Source organism: Marinobacterium nitratireducens, assembly GCF_014645375.1.
GTDB lineage: Bacteria > Pseudomonadota > Gammaproteobacteria > Pseudomonadales > Balneatricaceae > Marinobacterium_A > Marinobacterium_A nitratireducens.
The window spans coordinates 283,568-310,565 of sequence record NZ_BMLT01000006.1 but is presented as its reverse complement, the minus strand read 5'-3'; the positions used below and the strand labels follow the sequence as shown (position 1 = coordinate 310,565).

Annotated in this window: 24 protein-coding genes; 13 read left to right on the top strand and 11 right to left on the bottom strand. The window is 65.0% G+C overall.

Annotated elements, in window-relative coordinates; translation table 11 throughout:
* Positions 1 to 185: 185 nt before the first annotated feature.
* Complete coding sequence (locus IEX85_RS13720) at positions 186 to 1,631, bottom strand: aminotransferase (RefSeq protein WP_268238081.1); 1,446 nt, start codon at positions 1,629 to 1,631, stop codon at positions 186 to 188.
* Entirely contained in the window at positions 1,561 to 3,024 is a 1,464-nt protein-coding gene (locus IEX85_RS13715; protein WP_188861174.1) for an NAD-dependent succinate-semialdehyde dehydrogenase, read from the bottom strand. Before IEX85_RS13715 ends, IEX85_RS13720 begins: the two co-directional genes overlap by 71 nt.
* Before the next feature lie 148 nt (positions 3,025 to 3,172).
* Between IEX85_RS13715 and IEX85_RS13710 the strand changes: the two genes are divergently transcribed.
* Positions 3,173 to 4,117, top strand: a complete 945-nt coding sequence (locus tag IEX85_RS13710; protein ID WP_188861173.1) for a LysR family transcriptional regulator — start codon at positions 3,173 to 3,175, stop codon at positions 4,115 to 4,117.
* Here IEX85_RS13710 and IEX85_RS13705 read toward each other — a convergent pair.
* Together IEX85_RS13705 and ftsH are read right to left on the bottom strand one after the other, a co-directional pair.
* Entirely contained in the window at positions 4,104 to 4,577 is a 474-nt protein-coding gene (locus tag IEX85_RS13705; protein WP_188861172.1) for an MAPEG family protein, read from the bottom strand. The two genes, IEX85_RS13710 and IEX85_RS13705, sit on opposite strands and share 14 nt — an antisense overlap.
* A gap of 34 nt (positions 4,578 to 4,611) precedes the next feature.
* Positions 4,612 to 6,543 carry an ATP-dependent zinc metalloprotease FtsH gene (gene ftsH, locus IEX85_RS13700; RefSeq protein WP_229721917.1) on the bottom strand — a complete coding sequence of 644 codons (1,932 nt, stop codon included), beginning with the start codon at positions 6,541 to 6,543 and terminating at the stop codon, positions 4,612 to 4,614.
* 234 nt (positions 6,544 to 6,777) lie between these two features.
* On the opposite strand from ftsH, the gene IEX85_RS13695 reads away from it, so the two are divergent.
* Both IEX85_RS13695 and IEX85_RS13690 read left to right on the top strand, forming a co-directional pair.
* Positions 6,778 to 7,128, top strand: a complete 351-nt coding sequence (locus tag IEX85_RS13695) for a hypothetical protein (protein WP_188861171.1) — start codon at positions 6,778 to 6,780, stop codon at positions 7,126 to 7,128.
* Positions 7,129 to 7,280: 152 nt separating this feature from the next.
* Positions 7,281 to 7,490, top strand: a complete 210-nt coding sequence (locus IEX85_RS13690) for a DUF6726 family protein (RefSeq protein WP_229721916.1) — start codon at positions 7,281 to 7,283, stop codon at positions 7,488 to 7,490.
* Between the two features lie 45 nt (positions 7,491 to 7,535).
* Here IEX85_RS13690 and IEX85_RS13685 read toward each other — a convergent pair whose 3' ends face one another.
* A complete protein-coding gene (locus tag IEX85_RS13685; RefSeq protein WP_188861170.1) occupies positions 7,536 to 8,435 on the bottom strand; it encodes a LysR family transcriptional regulator in 900 nt (299 codons plus the stop codon).
* A gap of 133 nt (positions 8,436 to 8,568) precedes the next feature.
* On the opposite strand from IEX85_RS13685, the gene IEX85_RS13680 reads away from it, so the two are divergent.
* From IEX85_RS13680 to IEX85_RS13640, 9 genes are all read left to right on the top strand, one after another.
* Complete coding sequence (locus IEX85_RS13680) at positions 8,569 to 9,576, top strand: TAXI family TRAP transporter solute-binding subunit (protein ID WP_188861169.1); 1,008 nt, start codon at positions 8,569 to 8,571, stop codon at positions 9,574 to 9,576.
* A gap of 66 nt (positions 9,577 to 9,642) precedes the next feature.
* Positions 9,643 to 11,571 carry a TRAP transporter permease gene (locus IEX85_RS13675; RefSeq protein ID WP_188861168.1) on the top strand — a complete coding sequence of 643 codons (1,929 nt, stop codon included), beginning with the start codon at positions 9,643 to 9,645 and terminating at the stop codon, positions 11,569 to 11,571.
* Positions 11,571 to 13,208 (top strand): sulfatase-like hydrolase/transferase, encoded by a 1,638-nt coding sequence (locus IEX85_RS13670; RefSeq protein ID WP_188861167.1) that lies wholly within the window; start codon positions 11,571 to 11,573, stop codon positions 13,206 to 13,208. Before IEX85_RS13675 ends, IEX85_RS13670 begins: the two co-directional genes overlap by 1 nt.
* A 238-nt stretch (positions 13,209 to 13,446) precedes the next feature.
* Entirely contained in the window at positions 13,447 to 14,154 is a 708-nt protein-coding gene (locus tag IEX85_RS13665; RefSeq protein WP_188861166.1) for an alpha/beta fold hydrolase, read from the top strand.
* Positions 14,151 to 14,609: a nuclear transport factor 2 family protein gene (locus tag IEX85_RS13660; RefSeq protein WP_229721915.1), complete on the top strand. Its 459-nt coding sequence runs from the start codon at positions 14,151 to 14,153 to the stop codon at positions 14,607 to 14,609. Before IEX85_RS13665 ends, IEX85_RS13660 begins: the two co-directional genes overlap by 4 nt.
* A 292-nt stretch (positions 14,610 to 14,901) precedes the next feature.
* Entirely contained in the window at positions 14,902 to 15,258 is a 357-nt protein-coding gene (locus tag IEX85_RS13655) for a protocatechuate 3,4-dioxygenase (RefSeq protein WP_188861165.1), read from the top strand.
* Positions 15,258 to 16,100 (top strand): class III extradiol dioxygenase family protein, encoded by an 843-nt coding sequence (locus tag IEX85_RS13650; protein WP_188861164.1) that lies wholly within the window; start codon positions 15,258 to 15,260, stop codon positions 16,098 to 16,100. The genes IEX85_RS13655 and IEX85_RS13650 overlap by 1 nt, the downstream gene beginning before the upstream one ends.
* 92 nt (positions 16,101 to 16,192) lie before the next feature.
* On the top strand, positions 16,193 to 17,392 hold the full coding sequence (gene fdhA / locus IEX85_RS13645) for a formaldehyde dehydrogenase, glutathione-independent (RefSeq protein WP_188861163.1): 1,200 nt from the start codon (positions 16,193 to 16,195) through the stop codon (positions 17,390 to 17,392).
* A gap of 149 nt (positions 17,393 to 17,541) precedes the next feature.
* Positions 17,542 to 18,780, top strand: coding sequence for a LysR family transcriptional regulator (locus IEX85_RS13640; RefSeq protein ID WP_188861162.1), 1,239 nt, complete (start codon positions 17,542 to 17,544; stop codon positions 18,778 to 18,780).
* An 808-nt stretch (positions 18,781 to 19,588) separates the two neighbouring features.
* Here IEX85_RS13640 and IEX85_RS13635 read toward each other — a convergent pair.
* The 6 genes from IEX85_RS13635 to IEX85_RS13610 all read right to left on the bottom strand — a co-directional run bounded on the left by IEX85_RS13635 (position 19,589) and on the right by IEX85_RS13610 (position 26,113).
* The gene (locus IEX85_RS13635; RefSeq protein ID WP_188861161.1) at positions 19,589 to 19,975 is read right to left on the bottom strand and encodes a Zn-ribbon domain-containing OB-fold protein; all 387 of its coding nucleotides are present in this window, start codon (positions 19,973 to 19,975) and stop codon (positions 19,589 to 19,591) included.
* Positions 19,976 to 19,977: 2 nt separating this feature from the next.
* Positions 19,978 to 21,165, bottom strand: a complete 1,188-nt coding sequence (locus IEX85_RS13630) for a thiolase family protein (protein ID WP_188861160.1) — start codon at positions 21,163 to 21,165, stop codon at positions 19,978 to 19,980.
* A gap of 80 nt (positions 21,166 to 21,245) precedes the next feature.
* Complete coding sequence (locus IEX85_RS13625) at positions 21,246 to 22,007, bottom strand: SDR family NAD(P)-dependent oxidoreductase (RefSeq protein ID WP_188861159.1); 762 nt, start codon at positions 22,005 to 22,007, stop codon at positions 21,246 to 21,248.
* Between the two features lie 26 nt (positions 22,008 to 22,033).
* A complete protein-coding gene (locus IEX85_RS13620) occupies positions 22,034 to 24,199 on the bottom strand; it encodes an acetate--CoA ligase family protein (RefSeq protein ID WP_188861158.1) in 2,166 nt (721 codons plus the stop codon).
* 54 nt (positions 24,200 to 24,253) lie between these two features.
* On the bottom strand, positions 24,254 to 25,051 hold the full coding sequence (locus tag IEX85_RS13615) for a crotonase/enoyl-CoA hydratase family protein (protein ID WP_188861157.1): 798 nt from the start codon (positions 25,049 to 25,051) through the stop codon (positions 24,254 to 24,256).
* A gap of 75 nt (positions 25,052 to 25,126) precedes the next feature.
* Entirely contained in the window at positions 25,127 to 26,113 is a 987-nt protein-coding gene (locus tag IEX85_RS13610) for a TAXI family TRAP transporter solute-binding subunit (protein WP_188861156.1), read from the bottom strand.
* A gap of 352 nt (positions 26,114 to 26,465) precedes the next feature.
* On the opposite strand from IEX85_RS13610, the gene IEX85_RS13605 reads away from it, so the two are divergent.
* Positions 26,466 to 26,939: a MarR family winged helix-turn-helix transcriptional regulator gene (locus IEX85_RS13605; protein ID WP_188861155.1), complete on the top strand. Its 474-nt coding sequence runs from the start codon at positions 26,466 to 26,468 to the stop codon at positions 26,937 to 26,939.
* Positions 26,940 to 26,998 lie beyond the last annotated feature (59 nt).

Here is a 26,998-nt window from a genome sequence, read left to right as displayed (position 1 = left end):
GACGTTGACGCGGCCTAACCCATCAATGAGTCGGCTACTGCAAGGCGATCGCGGTTGAAAATATATCCATAGACAAAAAAAACCGCCGAAAGGCTTCGGCGGTCCAAGGGTGACCGGGGTGCAAGTCCGATCTCACCGGCCTGTCCAGAGGCGGGGGACAGGCCGGATGTGGGTACGCGTTGCGATCAGGCGACCAGCTTTTCGCGGGTGACGAAGTCCTGGGTCTCGGCCAGGGCCTTGCCGAACTTCTCCATCATTTCGTCGATCTGAGCTTCGGTGATGATCAGCGGCGGGCAGAAGGCCAGGCTATTGCCGGCGACCGCGCGCAGGATCAGGCCGTGCTTCTCGCAGGCACGCTGCATGAAGCCGCCGACCACACCGCCCTCGAAGGACTGTTTGGTCGCCTTGTCGGCCACCAGCTCGATGGCGCCGATCATGCCGCGACCGCGCACTTCACCCACCAGCGGGTGGTCGGCGAATTCGCCGATACGGCGCTGCAGGTAGTCGCCGAGCTCGGCGGCGCGGGCGAAGATATTGTCGCGCTTGTAGATTTCCAGCACCTTCAGCGCCACTGCACAGGCCACCGGGTGCCCGGAGTAGGTGTAGCCGTGGCCGAACACGCCCAGCTTGTTGCTCGGCTCGATCATGGCTTCGTACAGGTCGCCGCGGATCACCGAGGCGCTGATCGGCATGTAGGCGGAAGAGAGCTGCTTGGCCAGCGTCATCAGCGCCGGGCGCTCGATGCCCATGGTGTTGCAGCCGAAATCCTGACCGGTGCGACCAAAGCCGGTGATGACCTCGTCGGCCCAGAACAGGATGTCGTACTTGTTCAGAATCGCCTGCACCTTCTCGTAGTAGCCGTCCGGCGGCACGATGACGCCGCTGGCGCCGGTGATCGGTTCGGCGATGAAGGCGGCGATGGTATCCGGGCCTTCACGCAGGATCAGCTGCTCGAGGTTTGTGGTGATGCGCTCGACGAAATCCGCCTCGGTCTCGCCCGGCAGCGCGCCGCGCAGGTAGTGCGGCGCGTCGGTGCGCAGGATGCCGAGGGCCTCGACCGGCAGGTCGAAGTTGGTCTGGTTGACCGGCAGACCGGTCAGCGAGGCCGCGGCCACGGTGACGCCGTGGTAGGAGCGCTCGCGGGCGATGATCTTGCGCTTTTCCGGCTTGCCGATGGCATTGAAGTAGTAGTGCAGCAGTTTGATGTGGGTATCGTTGGCGTCGCTGCCGGAGTTGCCGAAGAACACCTTGGCGTTCTCGACCGGTACCATGTCCTTCAGCTGCTCGGCCAGCTCCTGACCCACCTTGTGGGTCTTGCCGCCGAACATGTGCGAGTAGGCCAGCTTGCCCATCTGCTCGGAAGCGGTCTCGATAAGCTCCTGGTTGCCGTAACCGAGCGAGGTGCACCACAGGCCCGCAAGACCCTCGAGGTACTGCTTGCCGTTGCTGTCGTAGACGTAGACGCCTTCACCGCGATCGATGGTCAGCTGCTCGGTGGCGGTGAAGTTGGTGGTCGGGTAGATGATGTTGCTCATGTCTGTACTCCTTCTGCGCCGCGAATCAGGCGAGACCGCCCATGCAGATGTATTTGATCTCGAGATAGTCGTCGAGGCCGTATTTGGAGCCTTCACGCCCCTGCCCGGATTCCTTCATGCCGCCAAACGGCGTGACATCGGACCCAAGCGCGGTTTCATTGACCCCCACCATGCCGTACTCCAGCGCTTCGCTGACGCGCCAGACGCGGCCGACGTCGCGGGTGAAGCAGTAGGCCGCGAGTCCGAACTCGGTATCGTTGGCCATGCGAACGGCCTCGGCCTCGTCGCTGAAACGGAAAATCGGCGCCACCGGGCCAAAGATCTCCTCGCGGGCGATGCGCATGTTGTCGGTGACACCGCTCAGCACCGTCGGCTGGTAGAAGCACTCGCCCAGATCATCCTGACGCCCACCGGTATTCAGGGTCGCGCCCTTCTCCACCGCATCGTCGACCAGGTCCTGGATGCCGCTCGCCGCCTTGGCGGTGATCAGCGGTCCGTGGGTGGCGTTCTCGTCCAGGCCGTTGCCGAGACGGAAGCCCCGGACCTTCTCGACGAACTTCTCGACGAAGGCGTCGTAGATGCTGTCCTGTACCAGAATCCGGTTGGCGCAGATGCAGGTCTGGCCGGAGTTGCGGTACTTGGCCGCCAGGGCGCCGGCAACCGCGACATCGAGGTCGGCATCGTCGAACACCAGCACCGGTGCGTTGCCACCCAGCTCCATCGAAGTGCGCTTGACGGTTTCGGCGCTCTGCTTCATCAGCAACTTGCCGACCGGCGTGGAGCCGGTGAACGTCACCTTTCTGACGGTCGGGTTGGAGGTCAGCTCGCCGCCGATGGCGCGCGAGTCCTTGCCGGTAATGACGCTGAAGAGCCCCGCCGGCAGGCCGGCACGCTCGGCCAGCTCCACCAGCGCCAGCGCCGACAGCGGCGTTTCGGCCGCAGGCTTGAGCACGATGGCGCAGCCTACCGCCAGCGCCGGCGCCGCCTTGCGGGTGATCATGGCGTTGGGGAAGTTCCAGGGCGTGATGGCGCCCACGACACCCACCGGCTGCTTGACGACGATCGCCTTGCGGTCGGTCTGCGGCGCCGGGATAACGTCACCGTAGACGCGCTTGGCTTCCTCGGAGAACCACTCGACGAAGGAGGCACCGTAGGCGACTTCGCCGCGGGATTCGGCCAGCACCTTGCCCTGCTCCAGCGTCATCAGGATCGCCAGATCTTCCTGGTTGGCCATGATCAGGTCGTACCAGCGACGCAGTACCACCGAGCGCTCCCGGGCCGGGCGGGCCTTCCAGTCCTGCATCGCGGCTTCAGCCGCCTCGATCGCGCGACGGGTTTCGTCGGCGCCAAGGCTCGCGACTTCGGCGATTTTCTCGCCGGTGGCCGGATTGAAGACGTCGAACGTCGCGCCGTTGTCGGCGTCGACCCACTGGCCGTTGATGTAGCCCTGGGTCTTCAGCAGGCTGCTGTCTCGAAGCTGGATGCTCATGCTGGGGTAGCCTCCTCGTGTTATGGGGTTCGGGCCGTTACCGCGGTCAGCGCGTGGCCTTGTATGGGTACTATTTATACAAAGCTGTTTCATTGCTTTATATAATGACTTCAATGGCGTTACATTTGCATTTTCAAAGGTATTAAGAATGGGCAAGCGCAAGACGGCGATTTCGGGCCAGCTCGCGGATCTGGATCTGCGGCTGCTGCGGGTGTTCAAGTCGGTGGCGGATTGCGGCGGCTTCACCGCCGCCGAGGTGGAGCTGAATCTGGCCAACTCCACCATCAGCAACTATATCGCCGATCTGGAAAAGCGGCTCGACATGCGCCTGTGCGAGCGCGGCCGCGCCGGCTTCAGCCTGACGGAACAGGGCAAGGTGGTCTACGAGGCCACCCAGGAACTGCTGGCGGCGCTGGATCAGTTCCGCAACCGGGTCAACCACTCCCACGACCGTATTCTCGGCCACCTGCACCTGGGTTGCGCCGAGCATATGCTGGGCCTGCCGCGGGCCTTCATCGTCCAGGCGCTGGGCCGTTTCGCCGACAGGGCTCCGGAGGTGCGAATGCGGATATCGACCATGGCCTCGGACGACGTGGTGCCGGCTGTGCTCGACGGCCGCGTCCAGCTCGGCATCACGGTACTGCCGTACGAAGTTCCGGGGCTGCGCTCGCTCAAGCTATACGACGAGCAGATGTCGCTCTACTGCGGCCGTGGTCATCCGCTGCACGGCATCCCCGACAGCGAGATCCGCCTCGAAGACCTGCAACGGTACAATTTCGTCGAATCCCCGCGGCTACAACCGGGACGTGAACTGCACCCGAGCATGGCGGCCTGGAACAAGCAGGTCTCGGCGCACCATCAGGAAGCGCGCGCGACGCTGATACTGACCGGCCGCTACCTCGGCTTTCTGCCGCGTCACCTGGTGAGGAACTGGGGCTGGGGCGATGAACTGCAGCCGATTCTCAAGCAGCAGCTCAGCTACTCCAATACCTTCTGCGCCATCACCAAACCCAAGGCCGAACGCAATATCGTCGTCGACGCTTTCGTCCAGTGCCTGCGCGATGCCCTGGCTGATGAAGTCAAAGCACTCTGAGCAGCACGCAGACAATCATTGCAATGACCGCCAGCGAACTCAGGGTCCAGAAGGTGGCCCGGATATCGTGTATCTGGGCCGTTATATAGGCAAGGAAGTGCGCGGCCCGTGCCACGACATAGCCCCACATCAGCCCCTGCGCCAGCAGTGGCGACGGCTCCACCAGCACCAGCAACAGGCCGGCGACGAGGAAGGCCGGAATGCTTTCGAGGTCGTTCAGATTGATACGCCGGGAACGTTCGACGTATTCGTTGGCTTCGAGCTGAGACGCGTCCGGCTGCGGATTCATCGGACTGCGACGGGCATCCTCGGGGCTGCGAAAGCCCCCCTTGATATGCAGCATCCGGTACACCGTCATCCAGGGCTGTAGCATCAGCTTCAGGATCATCAGGCTGGCGGTCAGGACGTAGGTATGGAACACCGGATTGTCCAGGCTCAGTAACGCGACATCGACAGGCATGCCCTTTCCTCCAGGCAGTGGTTGTAATCGGCGTTCAGAGCGCAGCTGATTTCGCCGTATCGAGAATGGCCCGGATCTCGTCCGCCTGCAGCGTTTCCTTCTGCAACAACGCCTGCGCCAGCGCCTCGAGGCGGTCGCGGTTGTCCGATAGCAGCTTGGCCACCTGCTCGCCGATCTCGCGCAGCAGGTGGCTCACCTCGTCGTCGATCACCTCGGCGGTGTGCTCGCTGAAGTCCCGCTGCTGCGCCATTTCGCGCCCCAGGAAAATGTGCTCCTCGCCCCGGCGAAAGGCGACCGGTCCGATCTTGTCGCTCATGCCCCACTGGCTGATCATGTGCCGGGCCAGGTGAGTGGCCTGTTTCAGATCCTCGGCCGCACCCGAGCTGACCTCGCCGAAAATGAGCTGCTCCGACGCCCGGCCACCGAGCATTACGGCGATGCGATCACGCAGGTAGCTCTGGCGCAGGTTGTGCCGTTCCTCCTCGGGGATCTGCTCGGTCATACCCAGTGCCTGCCCGCGCGGAATGATGGTGACCTTGTCCAGCGGATCGGCGTGGGGCAGCAGGCTCGCCACCAGCGCGTGCCCCGACTCGTGGTAGGCGACCAGCTGCTTCTCGTCCTCGGTCAGTGCCATTTCGCGCACTCCGCCGAGCACCACCTTGTCGCGGGACTTCAACACGCAGTCCATATCGACCTGATCCGCGCCGCTGCGTCCGGCCAGCAGCGCCGCCTCGTTGATCAGGTTCTCGAGGTCGGCGCCGGAAAAGCCGACGGTTAGCGCGGCGATACGCTCAAGATCCACATCCTGCGCCAGCGGCACCTCGCGCGAGTGTATCTTCAGAATCGAAAGGCGCGCACGGCGGTCCGGCAGATCCAGCGTCACCTTGCGGTCGAAGCGCCCGGGCCGCATCAGCGCCGCATCGAGTACGTCGGGCCGGTTGGTCGCCGCCAGCACCACCACCGTCTCGTGGGGCTCGAAGCCGTCCATCTCGTTGAGAATCTGGTTCAGCGTCTGCTCGCGCTCGTCGTGCCCGCCGCCGAGCCCGGTGCCGCGCGCACGCCCCACCGAATCGATCTCGTCGACGAAGATGATCGCCGGCGCCTCCTTCTTGGCATTCTCGAACAGGTCCCGCACCCGCGAGGCACCGACGCCGACGAACATCTCGATGAACTCGGAACCGCTGATGCTGAAAAAGGGCACCTCGGCCTCGCCGGCGACCGCCCGGGCCAGCAGTGTCTTGCCGGTGCCGGGCGGCCCCATCAGCAGGATACCGCGGGGAATCTTGGCGCCGAGTTTGCGAAAGTGGCCGGGGTCGCGCAGGTAGTCGCTGATTTCCTCGAGGTCGCGCTTGGCGTTCTCGAGCCCTGCGACATCATCGAAGGTGATTTTCGACTGTCCCTTGCTGAAGCGCTTGGCGCGGGACTTGGCGAAGCCGAACAGGCCGCCGGCGCCACCGCCGCCCATCATCTTTTCCTGCATCTTGACGCTGGCGTACCAGAACAGCCCGATCAGCAGGAACCAGGGCAGCACGCCGATCAGCAACCGCGCCCACCAGGTTCCCTCGGCCGAGCGGGCCCGCACCTCGACCTCGTGCTGCTCCAGCAACGGTATCAGCTCCGGATCGTCGACCGGAGGCAAAGTGGTGACGAAGCGGTTTCGCGGCGACTGCCCGTCGCCGGACGGCGATCCCTCGATGGCGCTGCGCAGCTGACCGACCACCCGGTCTCCCTGCATCGTCACGCTCTCCACCTGATCCGCAGAGACGCGCGCCTTGAACTGGGAATAGGAAAGCTCCTGCTGCTGTCCCTGGGACAGATCCAGCCAGTAATAGGTGAACAGCATAACGGCGCAGAACCAGACCAGCATCCGCAGCATCGACATCTGCGGCGGCGCCCCCCCGGGCCCCTGCTGATTCTGCGGGCTCTGCTGGTTCTGGGGTCTCTGGGGCGGTTGAGGGTCGGTCATCGGGACTCCTGCACGCGGCCGGCGGTAATCCCCTCAGTGTAGCCGAAGGCAAGGTAACGCCGGCAAAGCCTGTGCAGCCGGGCACCATTCGCCGGGCAGCCGGTCTACCGTTACTGACGTTCGAGCAAGTCACCTGCGACTGACCGGCCTGCAGCCGGTGGGAAGCCAACAGATTTTCTGCTTCCAGACTCCGGGTAAGCGCCGGAGTGACAAGAACCGTTTTCGGAGCCGTCCATGAGCACGCTACTGACACTTTCGGGCCTGCTGCTGATGCTGAGCCAGGCAGGCACAGCGGCCGCGAGCGCCTACCCCAACGCCAGCGCCTTTCCGATCGAACTCGAACAGCAGCTGCATGAGCTCGATGTCGGCGTCGAAGCTGGCTCCAGCGAAAACATGGCCTGGATCCGCCTGGCCAACGCCGAGCCACGCTCAGTGCACTGCGCAGCCACCTTCCGCAATGGTCCCGAGATCGCCAGAACCCGCCAGACCACTATCGAACCCGGGCAGACCACGGTGCTGTCCGATGCGGTGCACCGGCCGGTGCTGAAGATGCGCATCCGCGTCGAGTGCAACCCCACCAGCTGACCTCAGGCCTGCCCGACGGCTAGCCTGCCCCTAGCCGGCGCCGGGAGTGCAATACAGCTGACGCGGAAAATGCGTTATCCTCCCCCGCTTTTCACCCGTACATCAGCCGCGGGGCCGGCCCGCGCCGGCCCCGCCCACGAAAGGACATTCGCTTGAAACAGCAGCCACGTCTCCCCGGCCCCCTGAAGCTGGCGGCCGTTGCCGCCCTCGTCGTACTGCTCAACGGCTGCGTACTGACCAAGGTAGTCACGGTGCCGATGCGTATCGGCGGCGCCATCATCTCCGTAGTGCCGGTGATCGGCAACGAGGTCGACGACGCCATCGACACCGCGGCGGATGTGGTGGATGCGATACCGATCTGACGCCAGCGAAACAGGCGCCCCCGGTGGCGGGTCCGCGGCCGGCCCTCAGACCAGCCCCAGCACCTCCAGAATCGACTCCCGGATCAGCGCCATCACGGCATCGTTTCCCACTGCCGGCCGGTACCAGAGATACATGTCCCGGCGACCGAAGTCGCCGTCCACCGGCAGACGCTTCAGGCCGAAGACCTGCTCCGCCTGCGAAGTCAGTCGCGCCGGCATCAGGCTCAGATACTGCCCCGACGCCATCGCATTCAGTCCTATCGCAGCATCCCCGCTGACCGCGATTGCGGTATTGAAACGCTCGACGCCGGCGCGTTGCAGCAGTTCCACCGGGGACTCGCCGAAAAAGGTATAGGTACCCAGGTTGATCCAGTCGAAGTCGTTCAGATCGCTGATTTCGACCCGCTCGGCGCCGGCCAGCGGGTGCGAGCCCGATGCATAGACCGCCAGTTCATCCTCGAACAGCAACTGGCGTTCGAGCTTGTGGGTGGCGGACACGACCAGCGGACCGATCACCAGATCCAGCTCGCCACGATTCAACTGATCGAGCATCAGCCCGGGCGACGCCACCTGAATCAGGACCGACAGCTGCTCGTAATGCTGCAGCAGCCTTTCGGTTACCCGGTGCATCACTAGGCTGGCCATCAGCGGCCCGACACCCACGCGCGTCTCGGACTTCATCCCCAGACCATAACGCACCGCGGACTGCTGCGCCGACCAGACCGCCGACTCGATGACCCGCCCTTCCCGCGCCAGCGCCTCTCCCAGCGGCGTCTGCCTGACGCCGTGCCGGCTGCGGTTGAACAGGCTGCCGCCGGCCTGCATCTCCAGGGTCTGCATGTTACGGGTCAGTGTCGGCTGGGTCACGTTCAGCTTGCGCGCGGCCAGATTGATCGAACCGCAATCGAGAATTGCCGCCAGCTGGACCAGGTGCTTGGGTTCCATAAGGTGTCCTCTACGCCCCTGTTATTTAAATAGTTTTGTTTAGAGAGGCGAAAAGGAATTATACGAATAAATAATTTCGGCGCAAACTGACCACTCCTCTTCGCGACAATTACAAACACAACTAGAGGTAGTCATGAAGAAACTACTAGTCTCGATCGGTCTGCTGTCAGCTCTGCACCTGGCCGCCAGCCCCGCAAGCGCGGAAAACCTGCAGCTCGACGCAGGCGCCGCCTCCTCCGTCACCGGCATCGTGCCGCAAGCCATGGCCCAATATACCGCCCGTGAAGGCATCGACCTGCAGGTCGTGCTCGGGCAGATCCTGACCAAATCGATCATGAAAGTGGGAGCCGGCCGCCTCGAATCGACCCTGGTGCCGCCGCCGGCCTTCAGCGCCATGAAAGCCGGTACCGGCCCTTACGCCAGCCAGGCCGAAGTGGCGAAAAAGCTCGCCGGCAATGTTCGCTCCCTGACCAGCCTGCCGGGCAGCACCTACCACGCCATTGCCTGGGCGGACTCCGGCATCGAAACCTGGGACGACATTCGCGGCAAGCGCGTTTTCGTCGGCCCGCCGGCCGGCGCCGCCAACATGCAGATCATCGGCATGATCGAAATGGCCGCAGGGCTCGAGGAAGGCAAGGACTACGAGGCCATCCGCGCGCCCTGGAACATCGCGACCCAGGGCTTCCAGGACGGCCAGTACGATGTGCTGGTGACCTCGGCCCCGATCGGCCAGCAGTCGATCAATGAACTGAGCCTGCAGCGCGAGATCCGCATCCTCGGCATTCCGAAAGAGGTGACCGGCACCGAGAAGTGGCGCCAGTACTCCGAAGAGGCCTACATGACCACCTCGGTGATCCCCGCCAACACCTATGCCGGCCAGATCAACAGCGATCAGGACCTCCTCACCGCGTCCAACATCCTCTACCTGGGCGTCGGCAAAGATATGGACGACGACGTCGCCTACCGCTTCACCAAGGCGTACTGGGAAAACATCGACGAGATCAAGGCATCGAACGCCCTGATCCGCAACGTCAACACCGACGACCCTTTCAAGGGCGTCAACGCGCCGCTGCACCCGGGAGCCGTCAGGTACTATCGCGAAGCGGGTATCAGCATCCCCGACGCGCTGCTGCCGAACTAACGCCTCAATTCCCTCACTGCTGACAGGATGGCGGGCGGCGCCCGCCATCCCTCACGGGATACCGACATGTCCAATATCACACTCCGACTACAGTATCTGCTCTGGATACTGGGGGGTCTGCTGACCTTTCTGGGCCTGGCCAACGTGATGCCGGGTTACGAGTCGATACCGCGCATCGGCCCCTTCGCCTTCGAATGGTATCGTCCGCTGTTCTTCCTTATCTGCGTCGCCATCGCCATCGTTTTCGACTGGCAGCGCCTGCTGCGCGCCGGACGGCGCCTGCCGCTGTGGCGCATTGCGCTGGACCTGGTCGCGCTCGCGGTCACCGCCTACTGCTGCGTGCGTTACTACCAGGTGGGTGTCGAAATGGTCCGTTCGATCGTCTTCTTCGACAGCCTGGATGCGGCGGTCGCACTGGCGGCTGTCGCCGTTGCCACCCTGCTCTGCTGGCGTCTGTGGGGCGCCTCCATCGCCATCATCGGCCTCCTGGGACTGCTCTACCTGAGTACCGGCGAGTACTGGCCGGGGATGCTCAAGACCTCCGGCAGCAACCTGATCGACGGCCTGGCGGAAAACCTCTGGTTCGGCGCCGATAACGGTCTGATGGGCGGCATTTTCGGCATCATTCTGAGCACCGTTCTGCCCTTTATCATTCTTGGCGCGGTCCTCGAAGGCTGCGGCGCCGGCGACTCCATGATCCGCATTTCCTTCAGCCTGATGCACCGCTTCCGCGGCGGTCCGGCGTACGCCGCGATCCTGGCCTCGGGCATGTTCGGCACCGTTTCCGGCAGCGCCGTCGCCAACGTCGTCGGCACCGGCGTGGTGACGATTCCGATGATCCGCAAGCGCGGTTTTTCCGGCAACTTCGCCGGCGCCCTCGAAGCCACCGCCTCCGCCGGCGGACAGATTCTGCCGCCGATCATGGGCGCCGCTGCGCTGGTGATGGCCGACTACGTCGGCGTGACCTACCTGACCATCATCATCGCGGTGCTGATCCCGGCACTGGCCTACTACGCCAGCCTGTTTCTGGCGGTCTACTTCGAAGCCCGCAAGCTCGGCGTCGAGGCCAGCGAAACCGAGGCTGCCGACCCGATCACCCGACAGGACTGGATCAATCTGCTGCTGATCGTGGCCCCGCTCGCCCTTATCGTGGTGCTGCTGGTACAGGGCGTATCGCCGGCCGGCGCTTCTATTTCCGCCATCTTCGCGCTGCTGCCGATGAGCTTCATCAACCCGCAGATGCGGCGTCAGCCCCAGCGCCTGCTGACGGCCCTGGCCGAAGGCGGCATCACCGTGGCGCGGCTGAGCATCGCCATCGCCATCGTCGGCATTATCGTCGCGACGCTCTCGGCCACCGGTATCCCGACCAAGTTCGCGGTGCTGCTCGCCGGCGCTTCCCAGTACTCGCTGCTCGCGGCGCTCGGTATCACCGCGCTCGGCTGCATCGTGCTGGGCATGGGCATGCCGACGCTGCCGGCCTATATCGCCATCGTCACGGTGATGGGCCCGACCCTGCAGGCGTTCGGCCTGGAAACCCTGACCGCGCACATGTTCGTGTTCTTCTTCGGCGTCGCCTCGGTGATTACGCCGCCGGTCGCGATCGCCGCCTTTGCCGCCGCCTCGATCTCCCAGGGATCGCCAATGAAGACCGCCTTGGTCAGCACCCGCATCGCGGCGATGATCTTCCTGATTCCGTTCGCCTTCGTGTACAACCCGCTGATGCTGACCGTGGCCGAAGCCGGCGCCGAGTTCAGCGTCGGGGCCTATGCCTGGATGCTGCTGCAACTGGTTATCGCGCTGTACCTGGCCGCGAGCGCCCTTTCCCGCTTCGACCAGCGCGCGCTGAGTCCGATCCAGAGCCTGGTGCGCCTGGCACTGGCGATCACCCTGCTGTCGCCGTTCTCGCTGCCGAGCCTGTTCGCCGCGGTTGCCGGCATCGCACTGCTGGTGCAACACCGCTACAAACGCCTGAACCCCGTGGAGGCCGTCGCCTGATGAGCGTCAAGAATATCCTTTTCATCATGATCGACCAGCTGCGCTGGGATGCCCTGTCCTGCTACGGCAACCCGGTGGTCGAAACCCCGAATATCGACCGTCTCGCGCGGCGCGGAGTGCGTTTTACCAATGCCTTCACCCAGGGCACCAGCTGCGGCAACTCGCGCGCGTCCATCTATACCGGACGCCATGTCCGCTCCCACGGCGCGACCTGGAACGACTGGCCGTTTCCGCTCGACGAGTGGACCCTTGCCGACTACCTTCAGCCGCTGGGGCCGAAAGTCCTGCTGCTTGGCAAGACCCACATGAAACCGGACAGCGACGGCATGCAGCGCCTCGGTATCGCGCCGGACTCGCCCGCCGGCCGCCTGCTCGCCAACGCCGGCTTTACTGCAGGCGAACACGATGACGGCGTGCATCCGGAAGGCCCGGCCGGCCGTTACACGCCCGAAATCACTCAATACGACCGCTATCTGCGGGAACAGGGATTCGACGGCCGCAACCCCTGGCTCGAGTGGGCCAACGCGGCCGAAGGCGAAGACGGTTCGCTGCGCTCGGGCTTCTATATGGAGAACGCGCACCGACCGGCCAGGATTGCGAAGGAGTTCTCCGAAACCGCCTACATGACCAACCGGGCCATCGAGACCATCGACGCCCAGGGCGAGAACCCCTGGTGCCTGCACCTGTCCTATATCAAGCCGCACTGGCCCTTCATGGCGCCGGCGCCGTACCACGACCTCTACCGTGGCTGCGAGATGCCGCCGCCGGTACGCTCGGCTGCCGAGCTCGAGGACCCGCACCCGCTCTACCGCGAGTACATGAAGCTCGGCGTCAGTCGCACCCTGTCCAGTCTCGAAAAGCGCAACCACGTGCTGCCGACCTACTACGGTCTGATCCGGGAGCTCGACGACAACCTCGGCCGCCTGTTCGATCACCTCGAGCGCAGCGGTCAGGCCGACAACACGCTGATCGCCCTTACCGCCGATCATGGCGACTACTTCGGCGACCACTGGCTGGCGGAGAAGGACCTGTTCCACAACCCCTCGGTCAAGATTCCGCTGATCATCGCCGATCCGAGCCAGGCCGCGGACGCTACCCGCGGCAGCATCTGCGATGACCTGACCGGTGCCATCGACCTGCTGCCCACCTTTATCGAGGCGCTCGGCGGCAGCGTGCCCGACCATCGCCTGGAAGGCCAGTCGCTGCGCGCCTGGCTGCACGGCGACGCCGGCGCGCCGCAGCGTTCGGTGATCTTCTCCGAGGGCGACTACGGCCGTCTGCCCGTGGCGCAGCAGCTCGGCGTGGATCCGCTGATGGCACGCATCACCATGGCGTTCGACGGCCGCTACAAGCTGGTGCACTGCCTGGGTCTGCCGGACATGCTGTACGACCTGCACAACGACCCTGACGAGCTGGTCGACCTCGGCCGCGATCCCGGCTACGCCCCGATCCGGCAGCAGCTGCGCGACCAGATGCTCGACTGGAGCGCGGGACTGCGCAACCGGACCGCCGTCAGCCGCGAGCGACAGCAGGCGCTCAACGGCCTGTCCCGCAGACAGGGCGTGCTGATCGGGGTCTGGTCCGGCGCCGAGGTACCCGAGGAGTTGCAGCCGCCTCGCGAAGTCGGTGTTCGGTAGTCTTGTAGATGGGTGGAACGACGCTTTGTACGGAGCGTCCCTTGCCACATGGCCCAGGGCGTCGTGAAACCCATCTCTTGATTTCAGATCATCAGGGTGACCGTTAATTCGGATGATGGGTTACGCCGCAACACACTCGGAGGCACCCGACAGCAAGGTGCCAGGCGGCTTCACCCATCCTACGTTTTTCTGCAACCCAGATAGATTTTTGAAAGCCAGCCAAACCAGGAATCTACAGATGCAACAACTGTTACTGCTGCCAGGCCTGCTCTGTGACAGGGCCGTCTGGCAGGACCAGATCAAAGCCCTCCATGACATCGACTGCCGCGTGCCGGATTACGGCAGCGCCGCGTCCATAGAGGACATGGCGCAGATCGCCCTGCAGGACGCCGCGCCCCGCTTCGCGCTGGCGGGACACTCCATGGGCGGCCGGGTCGCGCTCGAGATCTGCCGCCAGGCGCCCGAGCGGGTGACGCGGCTGATGCTGCTCGACACCGGCTTCCAGCCCCGCGCGCAGGGCGAAGCCGGCGCGCGCGAGGAACAGGGTCGCCTGGCACTGCTGCGTCAGGCCCGGGAGCACGGGATGCGCGAGATGGGCAGCACCTGGCTCAACGGCATGGTGCACCCGTCGCGCCTCGAGGACTCCGAGCTGGTCGGGCAGATCCTGGCGATGATCGAGCGCAAGACACCAACGATCTTCGCCGCCCAGATAGAAGCCTTGCTGAGCCGGCCGGACGCCAGCCCGCTGCTGCCCCGCCTCGCCTGCCCCACCTGGCTGGTCTGCGGTCGCGAGGACAGCTGGAGCCCGCTGCAGCGGCACGAGGAAATGGCCCGGCTGGTACCCGGCAGCCGGCTGGAGGTGATCGAGGACTCCGGACACATGACGACCATGGAGCGCCCGGAGGCGGTCAGCGCCCTGCTGCGCCAGTGGCTGGAGGCGGCATGATGACACTGCTCACTGACTCGCTGCGCGACCAGGTCGAGCGCAGCTGCACCCGCCTGATCCTTGACTCGGCCGACTGCGCCGACCGGCAGGACTACACCGGCCTGGCGGCGCTGTTCACGCCGGACGCCAGGCTCTATCGCCCGACGGCGCCGGACACACCGCTGGAAGGACGCGCGGCGATTCTGGACAGCTACCAGAGCCGCCCCCGCGACCGTATCACCCGTCACATCTGCAGCAACATCCGCGTCACCGTCGAGTCGGCGGAGCGCGCCCGGGTGCTGACCTATGTCCAGATCTACGCCACTGCCAACCGGGAGGGCGAAGGCGACCCGCTCGGCCCCGCGATGGACGACCGCCTGCTGGTCGGCGAGTTCGAGGACGAATGCGTGGCGGGACTGGGGGGCTGGTACATCGCCGCCCGCAAGGCCCGCTTCGTTATGCACCGGGATCTGTAGCAGACCGGCAGGGGAAAAATGACAAACCGTAGGATGGGTGAAACGACGCCTGGCACGAGAATTAAATTGCTACCGCGAATCGCGGCGTCGTGCAACCGCTATGGACAGCGGAAACCCCGAAAATGCAGGAGGATTTTTCGGGGAACCCATCATGTGATTTCAGTCCATGGCGACGAAGATCGGCGCTGTTGATGGGTTCCGCCGCTTTAGCAGCGCCTTATGCCGATAGCAGGTGCCAGGGCGGCTCCACCCATCCCACGGCTCTGCATTACAGGATTCAGGAGGACCCGACATGTCCGAACAGAACGACCGCTGGGGCATTCCCGGCACCTATGTGTTCGATCTGCAGCTTTCTCGGCGCGGATACGCCATCAACCGCATGTGCAACTCGCTCAAGCTGGAAGAGAACCGCGCCGCCTTCGTCGCCGACGAGGAGGCGTACATGAGCCGTTACGGGCTCGACGACGAACAGAAACAGGCGGTGCGCGAGCGCGACTGGCTCAGGCTCACGCAGCTGGGCGGCAACCTGTTCTTCTTCCTCAAGCTCGCCGCCACCGTCGGCCACGGCCTGTACCAGATCGGTGCCCAGATGCGCGGTGAAAGCTACGAAACCTTCATGAAAACCCGACAGGTACCAGGAGCTGTCTGATGGCCACAGTTGTCGCCGGTATCGGCTCATCCCACGTTCCCTCGATCGGTCGCGCCTACGACCAGAAAAAACAGAACGACCCGGCCTGGAAGCCGCTGTTCGACGGCTATGAGCCGGTCAAACGCTGGCTCGCGGAAGAGGTCAAGGCGGACGTCGTGATCCTGGTCTACAACGATCACGGCACCGAGTTCTTCCTCGACCGCTACCCCACTTTCGCCCTCGGCGTGGCCGACAGCTACCGGGTCGCGGACGAAGGCTACGGCCGGCGCCCGCTACCGGACTTTCCCGGCCACGCGGACCTGTCGGTCCACCTGGCCAACCAGCTGCTGGCGGACGAGTTCGATCTCACCCTCTGCCAGGAAATGGAGCTGGACCACGGTTTCCTGACCGCCATGCCGCTGCTCTGGTCACACGATGACGACGACTGGCCGGTCAAGGTCGTCCCGCTGCTGGTCAACGTCATCCAGCACCCGCTGCCGAGCGGCAAGCGCTGCTACAAGCTCGGCCAGGCGCTGCGCCGCGCCATCGAGTCCTTCCCCGAAGACCTGCGGGTCGCGGTGGTCGGCACCGGCGGCCTGTCGCACCAGCTCAACGGCGAGCGTTTCGGCTTCATCAACGAGGAGTGGGACCGGCAGTGGCTGCGGGATATTCAGGACAAGCCAGAAGCCCTGGCCGAGCTGTCGCACCAAGAGGTGATGACGGCCGCCGGCGCCGAAGGCGGTGAAGTGATCATGTGGCTGGTGATGCGCGGCGCCCTTACACCACAGGTGCGCGAAGTACACCAGTTCTACTACGCGCCGATGACCACGGGGATCAGCGTGCTGGCGCTGGAAAACACCTGATTCACCGGGCCCGTTCCCGAACAAAGGAAACCGCGTCGGGCCCCGGCCCGACACACAACACAAAAAGAAACCTGATAACAAAGGACATGACTATGAGTGCATCCGCAGGCAACCGCGGCGTCGTCTACAAGGCCCCGGGCGAAGTCGCCGTCGAATCCATCCCCTATCCGAAACTCGAGATCGGCAACCGCAAGTGCGACCACGGCGTTATTCTCAAGGTCGTTACCACCAATATCTGCGGCAGCGACCAGCACATGGTCCGCGGCCGCACCACCGCGCCCTCCGGCCTGGTACTGGGCCACGAGATCACCGGCCTGGTGGTCGAGTGCGGTCGTGATGTCGAGTTCATCAAGCCCGGCGACCTGGTATCGGTGCCCTTCAACATTGCCTGCGGCCGCTGCCGCAACTGCAAGGAAGGCAAGACCGGCATCTGCCTGAACGTCAACCCGGCGCGTCCGGGTGCCGCCTACGGCTACGTCGACATGGGCGGCTGGGTCGGCGGCCAGACCGAATACGTCATGGTGCCCTACGCCGACTTCAACCTGCTGAAGTTCCCCGATGCCGATCAGGCGATGGAGAAGATCAAGGACCTGACGCTGCTGTCCGATATCTTCCCGACCGGCTTCCACGGTTGCGTCACCGCAGGCGTCGGCCCGGGCTCCACCGTCTACATCGCCGGTGCCGGCCCCGTCGGCCTCGCGGCGGCCGTGTCCGCCCAGCTGCTCGGCGCCGCCTGCGTCATCGTCGGCGACATGATCGAAGACCGTCTGGCCCAGGCGCGCAGCTTCGGCTGTGAAACCATCGACCTGACCCAGGACGGCGACATGGCCGACAAGCTCGAGGCGATCCTCGGCGAGCGCGAAGTCGACGCCTTCGTCGACTGCGTCGGTTTCGAAGCCCATGCCTGCGGCTGCAACCACGGCAAGGAAGCCCCGGCCACCGTGCTGAACTCGGCGATGTCCCTGACCCGCGCCGGCGGCCAGATCGGTATTCCGGGCCTGTACGTGACCGAAGACCCGGGTGCGGTCGACGACGCCGCCAAGCAGGGCGCGCTGAGCATGCGCTTCGGTCTCGGCTGGGCCAAGTCCCACAGCTTCCACACCGGCCAGTGCCCGGTGATGAAGTACCACCGCCCGCTGATGCAGGCGATCCTGTTCGAGAAGGTGAAGATCGCCGACGCCGTCAACGTCCAGGTCATCAGCCTCGACGATGCGCCCAAAGGCTACGCTGACTTCGACGGCGGTGCGGCGAAGAAATTCGTTATCGACCCGCACGGTACCGTGGCGGCGTAAAGAAGCGCTGCATAAAGAAGCGCTGCCTGAACCAGGTGACGGGTGACGGGTTACGCGTTACGGGTTACGGGTTACGGGTGACGCGTAACCTGTCACGCGTCACGCGTCACGAGCAGGCCCCGCCCAACCGCGCACAGGTCGCAACGCCCATGGACAGCATGACTGAGGGGGCGCCGGTGGCGCCCGACTACACCCCCAACATTCGACGCCTGCGGGCCATGGTAGCCGTCGCCGAGAGCGGCAGTGTCATCCGTGCCGCCGAATCGCTGCACCTTTCCCAGCCGACGGTGTCGCGTGCGATCAGCAATCTGGAAGCCGAACTCGGACAGGCCCTCTTCGAGCGCAACCACAGCGGGATGCGCTGCACGGCCGCGGGCGATATCGTGCTGCGGCGCTTTAAGCGGGTATTGCACCATCTGGAGGAAGCGGAGCGGTCACTGCCGCAGGATGGACAGGCCAGAGGGGCGCGCCTCGCCCAGCACATCAGCTATCGCCAGATGCGCGTGCTGGTGACGCTGGCCAGCCTGCACTCGGAAGCCCTCGCGGCCCGTCAACTGTCGCTGGGCACGGCGGCCATTGGCGGCCACCTTCGGGAGCTCGAAAAGCAGCTCGGAGTGTCACTGTTTCTGCGTACCCGACAGGGTTTGCAGACCACGGATTGCGGCCAGGCTCTGGCCCTTCATATCGGACTGGCGCTTCGCGAGCTTGTCCGGGTGCCGGACGAGCTTGCCGCCTGGCATGGCCGCTCCGCCGGCCGCCTCGTGATCGGCGCGATGCCGTTTGCCGGCAGCCTGCTGGTACCCAGGGCCGTTTCACGCCTGCTGAAGGCATCTCCCGGTATCAGCGTCAGTATCCTGGACGGCACCTATGACGCCCTGATGGACTCGCTGCACAAAGGCGAAATCGACATTCTGGTCGGTGTGCTGGGAGGCGGCGAGACACCCCAGGGTGTATCCGAAGTCAACCTCTACACCGACCGGCTGACGGCCGTGGCACGGCGCAATCACCCGCTGGCTGACTGCACTTCGCTGAAGTTGTCCGATCTGCTCGAAGCCCAGTGGATAGCCCCGCGCCAGGGCTCTCCTGCACGCAGCCGCTTCGACGAGGCGTTCCTGGACGCAGGCCTGACGCCACCGGAGGTCGCGGTCGAAACCGGCAACCTCGTCGCCATTCAGACCCTGCTGCTGGACAGCGACCGTATCACCCTGATCACGCCGACCTGCGCCGCGCTCCGGGACGGGCAACTGGCAATACTGCCGGTGCCCGTTTCCGGCGGACACCACAGCATCAGCTACTACCGACGCGACGCCCAACCGCCGTCGCCGCTGCTCGACCGCTTCTGCCACCTGCTGGCCGGGATCGCCCGGGAGCTCGAACCCGCCGCCTGATTGCAGGCCAATGGGACTGGGTATATTGTCACCCGACACCAATCGATCTGTACGGCGATCGATATGATGGCGCCGGATCCACGGCTATTCGCGGCGGGGGCGCCGCTCCCACGCGGTCAGGCACTTCTGCCATCCGTGGGAGCGGCGCCTCGCCGCGAATGGGGTTAAGCCCGTAGGAGCGGCGCCCCGCCGCGAATGGGGTCAAGCCATGCGGGAGTTCCCAAAGTAGCCGCATACCCAAACCCACGGGCACTCCCCCGCGACGAAGCTTTCGATGTTGCTCCGGCTATTCGCGGCGGGGGCGCCGCTCCCACGCGGTCAGGCACCTCTGCCATCCGTGGGAGCGGCGCCTCGCCGCGAATGGGGTTAAGCCCGTAGGAGCGGCGCCCCGCCGCGAATGGGGTTAAGCCCGTAGGAGCGGCGCCCCGCCGCGAATGGGGTCAAGCCATGCGGGAGTTCCCAAAGTAGCCGCATACCCAAACCCACGGGCACTTCCCCGCGACGAAGCTTTCGATGTTGCTCCGGCTATTCGCGGCGGGGGCGCCGCTCCCACGCGGTCAGGCACTTCTGCCATCCGTGGGAGCGGCGCCTCGCCGCGAATGGGGTTAAGCCCGTAGGAGCGGCGCCCCGCCGCGAATGGAGTTAAGCCATCCAGGTGGCCCCCTAGTAGCCGCATACCCAAACCCACGGGCACTTCCCCGCGACGAAGCTTTCAATGTTGCTCCGGCTATTCGCGGCGGGGGCGCCGCTCCCACGCGGTCGGGACGAGGCCGCTCCGCCCTCCGCTTCTATCGATCCTCTATCGGCCCTAACAGGGTCTGAACACCGGCACTTTCTGGCCGTTTTCGCTGGCCACGAACTCGACGCGGACCGGCTGCCCGATACGCAGGCAGTCGAAGTCGTCGGTCACCACATTGGTCAGCACCGTCGGACCCTCGGCGAGGGTCACGTAGGCGATGCAATAGGGCGGCTCGGCACGGCTCAGCACGCTGTACGAGTAGATCGTCCCCTCGCCGCTGACTTCGCACCAGTCGGTATTGGCGCTGCCGGTGAAAGGGCTGTGCGCGCGCGGATAGTGGAATACCTTGCCGGTGTCGAGACAGCGCTTGAGCAGCAGGATGCCGTCATTGGCGGCATCCCAGTACTGCTGAGTCTCGTGCCAGGGTTGCGGCGACGGAATAGTACGTTCGTTCATGATCAGGCCTCCCGTTCCAGAATAAGGGTCGCGCTGCCGTGGCGGGCGCCGAGCTGACCGCCGGTGCCGTGCGCCAGCGCCAGCCGGCAGTCCGGTACCTGCACCGCACAGTGGGCCTCACCGCGCAGCTGTCGCACCGCTTCGATCAGCTTGGTCATGCCGCCGCGGTTGCCCGGATGGTTGCTGCACAGGCCGCCGCCATCGGTGTTGACGGCCAGCTTGCCGACGCCGGAAATGAGCCCGCCGTCGGAGACGAAGCGCCCGCCCTGCCCCGGCTCGCAGAATCCGAGGTTCTCCAGCTGTATCAGCACGGTGATGGTGAAGCTGTCGTACAGCGACGCGTACTGGATATCGCGGGGCGTGACACCCGCCTGGGCAAAGGCCTCGGCACCGCTCTGCACGCCGCCCGACGCCAGGATATCGAAGTAGCCGCCGTTCAGGTGCTTGACGGTGAAGCCGGCGCCGACCGGCGTGACCAGCGGACGCTTCAGCGAGCGCGCCACGTCGGGATGCGCCAGCACCACCGCGCCGCCGCCGTCACTGATGACGCAGCAATCGAGCCGGTGCAGCGGAGTCGAGACGATCGGAGATTCCAGCACGTCTTCGACCGTCACGACCTTTTGCAGCATCGCGTTGGGGTTGTGCTTTGCATGGTGCGACGCCGCCACCTTGATCCAGGCCAGCTGCTCGGAGGTGGTGCCGTGTTCGTACATGTGCCGCATCGCACACATGCCGTACATATTGGTCACCACCGGACCGTAGGGAAGCTCGAACTGCGCCTCCCCGCTGGTCTGCGCCTGCTTGCGGTGACCCGCTTCCGGCGACATCCTGTCCGCCCGCGGCCGGCCGGCCTGGGTGATCAGCGCCACCCGGCACTTGCCGGCGGCGATTGCACGCGCGGCATGCTCCACCAGGTTGAGATAGGCGGAACCCCAGGTCTCGGTGGTATCGAGGTGACGCAGCTTGAGACCGAGATACTCGACCATCGACAACGGACCCGAACCCTGACCCTCCCAGCCCGGCACGTCGCCGGCGCAGAAATAGCCATCCACATCCTCGAGCGTCAGCCCCGCATCCTGCAGCGCACCGAGCGCCACTTCGGCATGGAGCTGCCCCAGCGACTTGTCGCCCGCATGGCGCGTCGGGTGCTCGTAGGCGCCGACAATATAGGCCGCCCCTTTCAGACTCATAATCATTTCCTCTTTTTATTCGTGCGACGGGCCGGTAATGAAGCCTGAAAGCTTCATTACCGGCCGCGGGTCAATGCGAATCAGCGTGGGGCGAGGCGGACCGCACCGTCGATGCGAATCACCTCACCGTTGAGATAGGGGTTGGCGGCGACATGCCCCACCAGTTCGGCAAATTCCTCGGAGCGGCCAAGACGGCGGGGAAACGGAATGCCGTCGCCGATCGTGCGCTGCAGCTCCTCGGAGAGGTTGCCCAGCAGCGGGGTTTCGAAAATCCCCGGCGCGATGGCCATGACGCGCACGCCGAACTGCGCGAACTCGCGCGCCATCTGCAGCGTCAGCGACGCCAGCCCGCCCTTGGATGCCGTGTAGGCGGCCTGCCCGATCTGCCCCTCGAAGGCGGCCACCGATGTCGTGAACAGGATCAGGCCACGCTCGCCCTGCTCGTCGGGCTCGGCGGCGATCATCTGTGCCGCCGCGAGACGGGCCATGTTGAAACCGCCGATCAGGTTCAGGTTCACCACCTTGACGAAGTCCTCCAGCGGCATCGGACCGTCCCGCCCCACCACGCGCCGGATCGGACCGCCGCCGGCGCAGTTCACCAGCACCCGCGCCACGCCATGGGCCTCCTGTGCCACGGCAATCGCCGTGGCGGCGCTGTCCGGGTCGGTCACATCGCAGCGTATCGCGATACCGCCAATCCTCTGCGCTACTTCTTCCGCACGTTCCTGCTGGATATCGAGCACCGCGACCCGCGCGCCCTGGCTTGCCAGATGTACCGCTGTGGCCTCGCCGAGACCCGAGGCACCGCCCGTCACCAGTACCGCTTTTCCTTTAATGTCCATGGGAGTCTCCCTAGAATCTATCCGGTTCACTCGGTGACGATCAGGGCATCCAGCGCGACCACGCCCTTGCCTTCGCCGTACGCCACCAGCGGGTTGATGTCGATTTCCGTGATCTGCGGCTGTTCGAGCATCAGCTGTCCCACCGCCGAGACCACCTCGGCGACCGCCTCCAGATCCACCGCCGGCGCGCCACGGAAACCGGCCAGCAGTTTCGCGCCTTTCAGGCGACGCAGTCGCTCGACGATGGCCGCTTTCGGCAGTGTCGGCGGCAACAGCTGAACATCGCCCAGCGCCTCGACCCAGATACCGCCGAGACCCACCATCAGCACCGGCCCCCAGTGCGGATCCCGGTTGGCGCCGACCACCAGCTCCAGCCCCCGCTCGCCCATCTTTTCGACCAGCACGCCATCCAGCACCAAGGACGGTTCCGCGCGATCGATATTGGCGTAAAGGGTATCCCAGGCACTGCGCAACGCCGCTTCGTCACGAATGTCGAGCAGTACGCCGCCGACCTCGCTCTTGTGCGCCAGCGTCGCCGCCTGGGCCTTGATGACCACGGGATAGCCGATCCGTTGCGCGATCTGCATCGCCTCCTCGGGCGTGGTCGCCAGGTCGCCGGCCGGGGTCGGGATGCCCAGCGCCCGCAGCGCGGCCTTCGAAGCCCACTCGGCCTGGGTGCCCTGCCCCAGCGCCAGCTGCGTCTGGGCGAAAGAGCGCGACGGCGACTGCGGCTCGCCGGCCTCGGCCTGCCGGCGCCCGAAGGCGGTGACGCGCGCCAGTGCCCGCAGCGCACGCTCCGGCGAGCGCATCACGATCGCGCCGTGGCGACGGGCTTCGTCGACGAATGCCTGCGACGGCTGCACGTCTTCGTTGTGCATGACATAGATCGCCGGCTTGTCGCTGGCGGCCTTGCCCTGCAGGAAGTGCCTGAGCCAGAGCACCGAGGCCTCGGGATCCGGCATCGCCATCGAGATCATCAGGCTGCCGACGGACGGGTCCGCCAGCACCGCCGCGACACCACGTTCGATCAGGTTCGGCTGGTAGGCGCAGAGAGTGCCGAGATCGAGCGGATTGCGCGGCGGCAGGAAGTCCGGCAGGTGCTCGCGCAGGGACTCGGCCTGGGCCTCGCCCAGCGGCGGCAGCTCCAGACCCAGCGGTTCGACGTAGTCCTGGGTCAGACCGCAGATTGCGCCCGACGCGGTGATCAGCCCCAGACCGCCGGTCGGCGCCTGCGGATAACGCAGCAGCAGCTGGCCGACGTCGATCGCTTCCTCGAGGCTGTCCACCGTGACTACGCCGGCATCCTCGACCATCAGGCGCATAGCCGCGTAATTGCCGGTCAGCGCGCCGGTATGGGATTTGGTCGCCTCCTGGGAGCGCTCGCTGCGCCCCGGGTGCAGCATGACCACGGCCTTGCCGCTGGCGCGGGCCTCGCGCACCGCTGCCAGGAAGTCCGGCGCGGAGCGGATCTGCTCGGCGTAGACGACGATGGCGCCGGTGTGCTCGTCCGTCGCGAAGAAACGGATCATCTCGGCCAACCCGACCTGGGCTTCGTTGCCGGTGGTCATCATGTACGACAGCGGCACGCCCCGGGACTGCAGCGAGGCGGCAATATGCGCGCCGATACCGCCGCTCTGCGCAACCACGGCGACGGCCGGGCCCTCTGCCGGGTCGAGCCGGGGCGGCAGCACCAGTTCCACCATCATCACGTAGAAGGCATCGACGTAGTTGAAGTAGCCGACGGTGTTGGGGCCCAGCAGCGTCAGTCCGCCGGCGCGGGCGACCTCGGCGATTTCCAGCTGCTGACGCCGGCCTTCCTCGCCCATTTCGGCGAAGCCGGAGGCGAAGCAGACGGCACCGCGAACGCCGCGGGCCACGCAGCCCCGCACAGCATCCAGCACCGCCGCCGACGGCACCATCAGGATCGCCAGGTCCACGCCTTCGGGCAGCTGCTCGATATCGGTCAGAATCGCCCGACCGTCGCAGTCGCCGCCGCTGCGTCCGACCAGGTGCACCTCGCCTTCAAATCCGCCGGCGAGCAGGTTGCCCAGCACCACCCGGCTCGCGGAGCCCGGCCGGGCCGACATGCCGATGATAGCGACCGAGCGCGGCTTGAACAGGGGCGCGACATCGAGCGGCGTCTCGGCCGGGGTGTTCTGCGCGTTATTTTTATGGGTGTTCACAGTCTCCATGGGAGATCCTCGTTATCGAATGGGTGGGCATTTAAAGGCGGCGGACTCAGCGGGTCAGGCCGGCGCCACCTTGCCGGCGCGCTTCTGCAGAAAGGCGTTGATCCGCTCCTTGGCTTCCGGCGCGCCCTGGGTCACCGACGCCATCAGCGCCTCGGTCATCAGACCGTGGGACATCGGCTGCTCCGCGATCAGCGGCAGGGCATTGAGGATGGCGAAGTTCGACAGCGGCGCATTGGAGGCAATCCGCTCGGCCAGCTCGCGCGCCTTTTTCATGCCCTCGCCCGCCGGCGTAACATAGTGGGCAAGGCCGATGGCGTGGCCTTCGGTCGCATCGACGACATGACCGGTCAGCATCATCTCGGTGACGCGGGAAAAGCCGATCAGCTTGGTGACGCGTACCGAGCCGCCACCACCGAGGAAGATGCCGCGCTGTCCTTCCGGCAGGCCGAAATAGGTGCTTTCCTCCGCCACGCGGATATGCAGCGATGAGGCGAGCTCCAGCCCGCCGCCGACGACCGCGCCGTGCAGCACGGCAATCACCGGTACGCGTCCGAACTGGATCCTGGCGAAGGCGTCGTACCAGGCCATCGACTGCTGGATACCCTCGAAGGAGGTGCTTTCGGACAGCGTCGAAAGGTCCAGCCCGGCGCTGAAGTGCTCGCCGGCACCGGCGAGGATCACCACCCTGACCGACTCGGGCAGGGTCGCAAAGCACTCCTCGAGGCGATGGATGACAGCCATGCTCAGCGCATTGCGCTTTTCGGGACGGTTGAGGGTGATGGTGGCGACGGGACCGTCAATGTCGAGCAGTACCAGCGGCTGGGCATCGGGGTTATTCGCGACGTTGTTCATCTTGATCGTTCTCCATTGGCCGATGGCGACGCCGGCCGCGTGCACAGACCCGGCGTCGGGCAAAGGCCGAATCTGTTAATTTGGCAGCAGGTTCTCGGGAATCCGAATGCCCTTTTCCCGGTAGTAACGGGCGGCTCCCGGATGCAGCCTGGCATTCAGTCCGGCCAGGGGGTCGGCACCCGCCAGTTCCCCAAGCAGGGCGTTGGATGCGGCGAGCTCACCGACACGATCCACATAGGACTTGGTGAGCTGATAGGCCAGTTCGTCCGGCAGGTCCCTGCGCACACCCATCATCATCAGTGTCTTCCAGGTCACTGCATCGGCGTCATTTGTCTGGCCCGGATAGGTATCGGCGGGAATAGCGGCTCTGGTCAGGCCCAGGCCTTCCGGCGGTTCCGCTTTTTCGGATGTCAGCGAAAGCAGGTTGATGTCCCGGCTCAGGCTCAGCTCCGACAACGCCTGGGATCCGAGCGCATAGATCATCACCAGGACGTCGAACTGGCCGTCCTGAAACCCCTGCGTAGCGGACCCCCAGGGAGCTTTCACGGCGTCATACTGGCCTTCCGGCAGGCCGCCCGCATCGGCCAGGGCGGTAATCTGGGCATTTGCGGCGCCGCCCGGAGGACCGATGAATACACGCTTGCCGGCGGCATCCGCCCAGCTGTCGATGCCGGAGTCCGCCCAGGTAATGGCGTGATAGTAGCTGGTGGGGATACTGAACAGCGCCCGGATATTGTCGGCCACCGCGGCCCCCTTGTCCCCGAGACCGAGGTAGGGGGCGGTACCCGCCCTCAGCGCACCCAGCGCGTTCGGCGGAATCATCGCCGCATCGAGCTTGCCCTGACCGATTTTCAGCACCGATTTGGTCATCGTCTGATTCATCGACAGCTGTACATCGACCCCGTCCTCGCCCCAGCGACTGGCCATGGTCTGAGACACGAGACCGGACACACTGCTCGGCGTCCCGGTTTCCATGCTGATCTGCTGCGCCTGGGCTGTCGCGGCCAGGCCGACGGCCAGGGCACAGAGACTGCGTCGAAACCACTTTGATCGGGTAATCATGCTACTTTCTCCCTGCTTGTATTTGTTATCAGGCTTAACTAACTTAACCAGCCACAGCGGGGTTGTGAAATGCAAAAACGGTGATTGGCTATTACATTATCGAAACAGGTGGAACTGCCACGCCAAGGACTGCCGGCAGCGACCTGAAGCGCTCATAAATCACGTGAGAATCCCATAAAATAAAGGCTTTACAAAAACTTCGGCGAGCTCCCCGGCCAGGATGGGCGGCCTGATATGGCTCGCGGGGCTGTTTTCGGTGGCCTTGTCAGCCAACGGGAAGTCCGGGCTGCCATTGGATAAAAAATAACTTATACTGATTAACTTAACTTCAAAACCATCCGATGACACGGCCATGCCTGTACAACAAAATACCGCCCTGCTCGACGACATCGAACTCAACACCGCCACCTCCAGCATCCTGGATGAACTGATCGGCTATTCGCTCAAGCGTGCCCATATCCACGTCAACAAGAGCCTCATCGGCAAACTCGGCGAGCACGACCTTCGCCCGTCACAGTTCGCGGCCCTGGTGGTCATCAGCGAAAGCCCGGGCCTGACCCAGGCCGACCTCGGCGGCCAGCTGCTGATCGAACCGCCCCAGGTCGTGACCCTGCTGAACAAGCTCGAAAAGCTGGGGCTCGCCATGCGGGTGCGCTGCAAGCCGGACAAGCGCTCCTACGGCATTTTTCTCAGCAAAACCGGAGAACAGGTGCTCGGACAACTGAAGACGGCCGCCAGGGACACCGATCTGGAAGGCACGGCCAATCTCAGCGACGACGAGCGGGTCCAGTTGCTCGCGCTGCTGAAAAAGCTGTATCGGGGATAGGTTTCCAAGGGACTAGTGACGTTTGCGGACCCACGTCCACAAACGTCAACAGCTCCGGT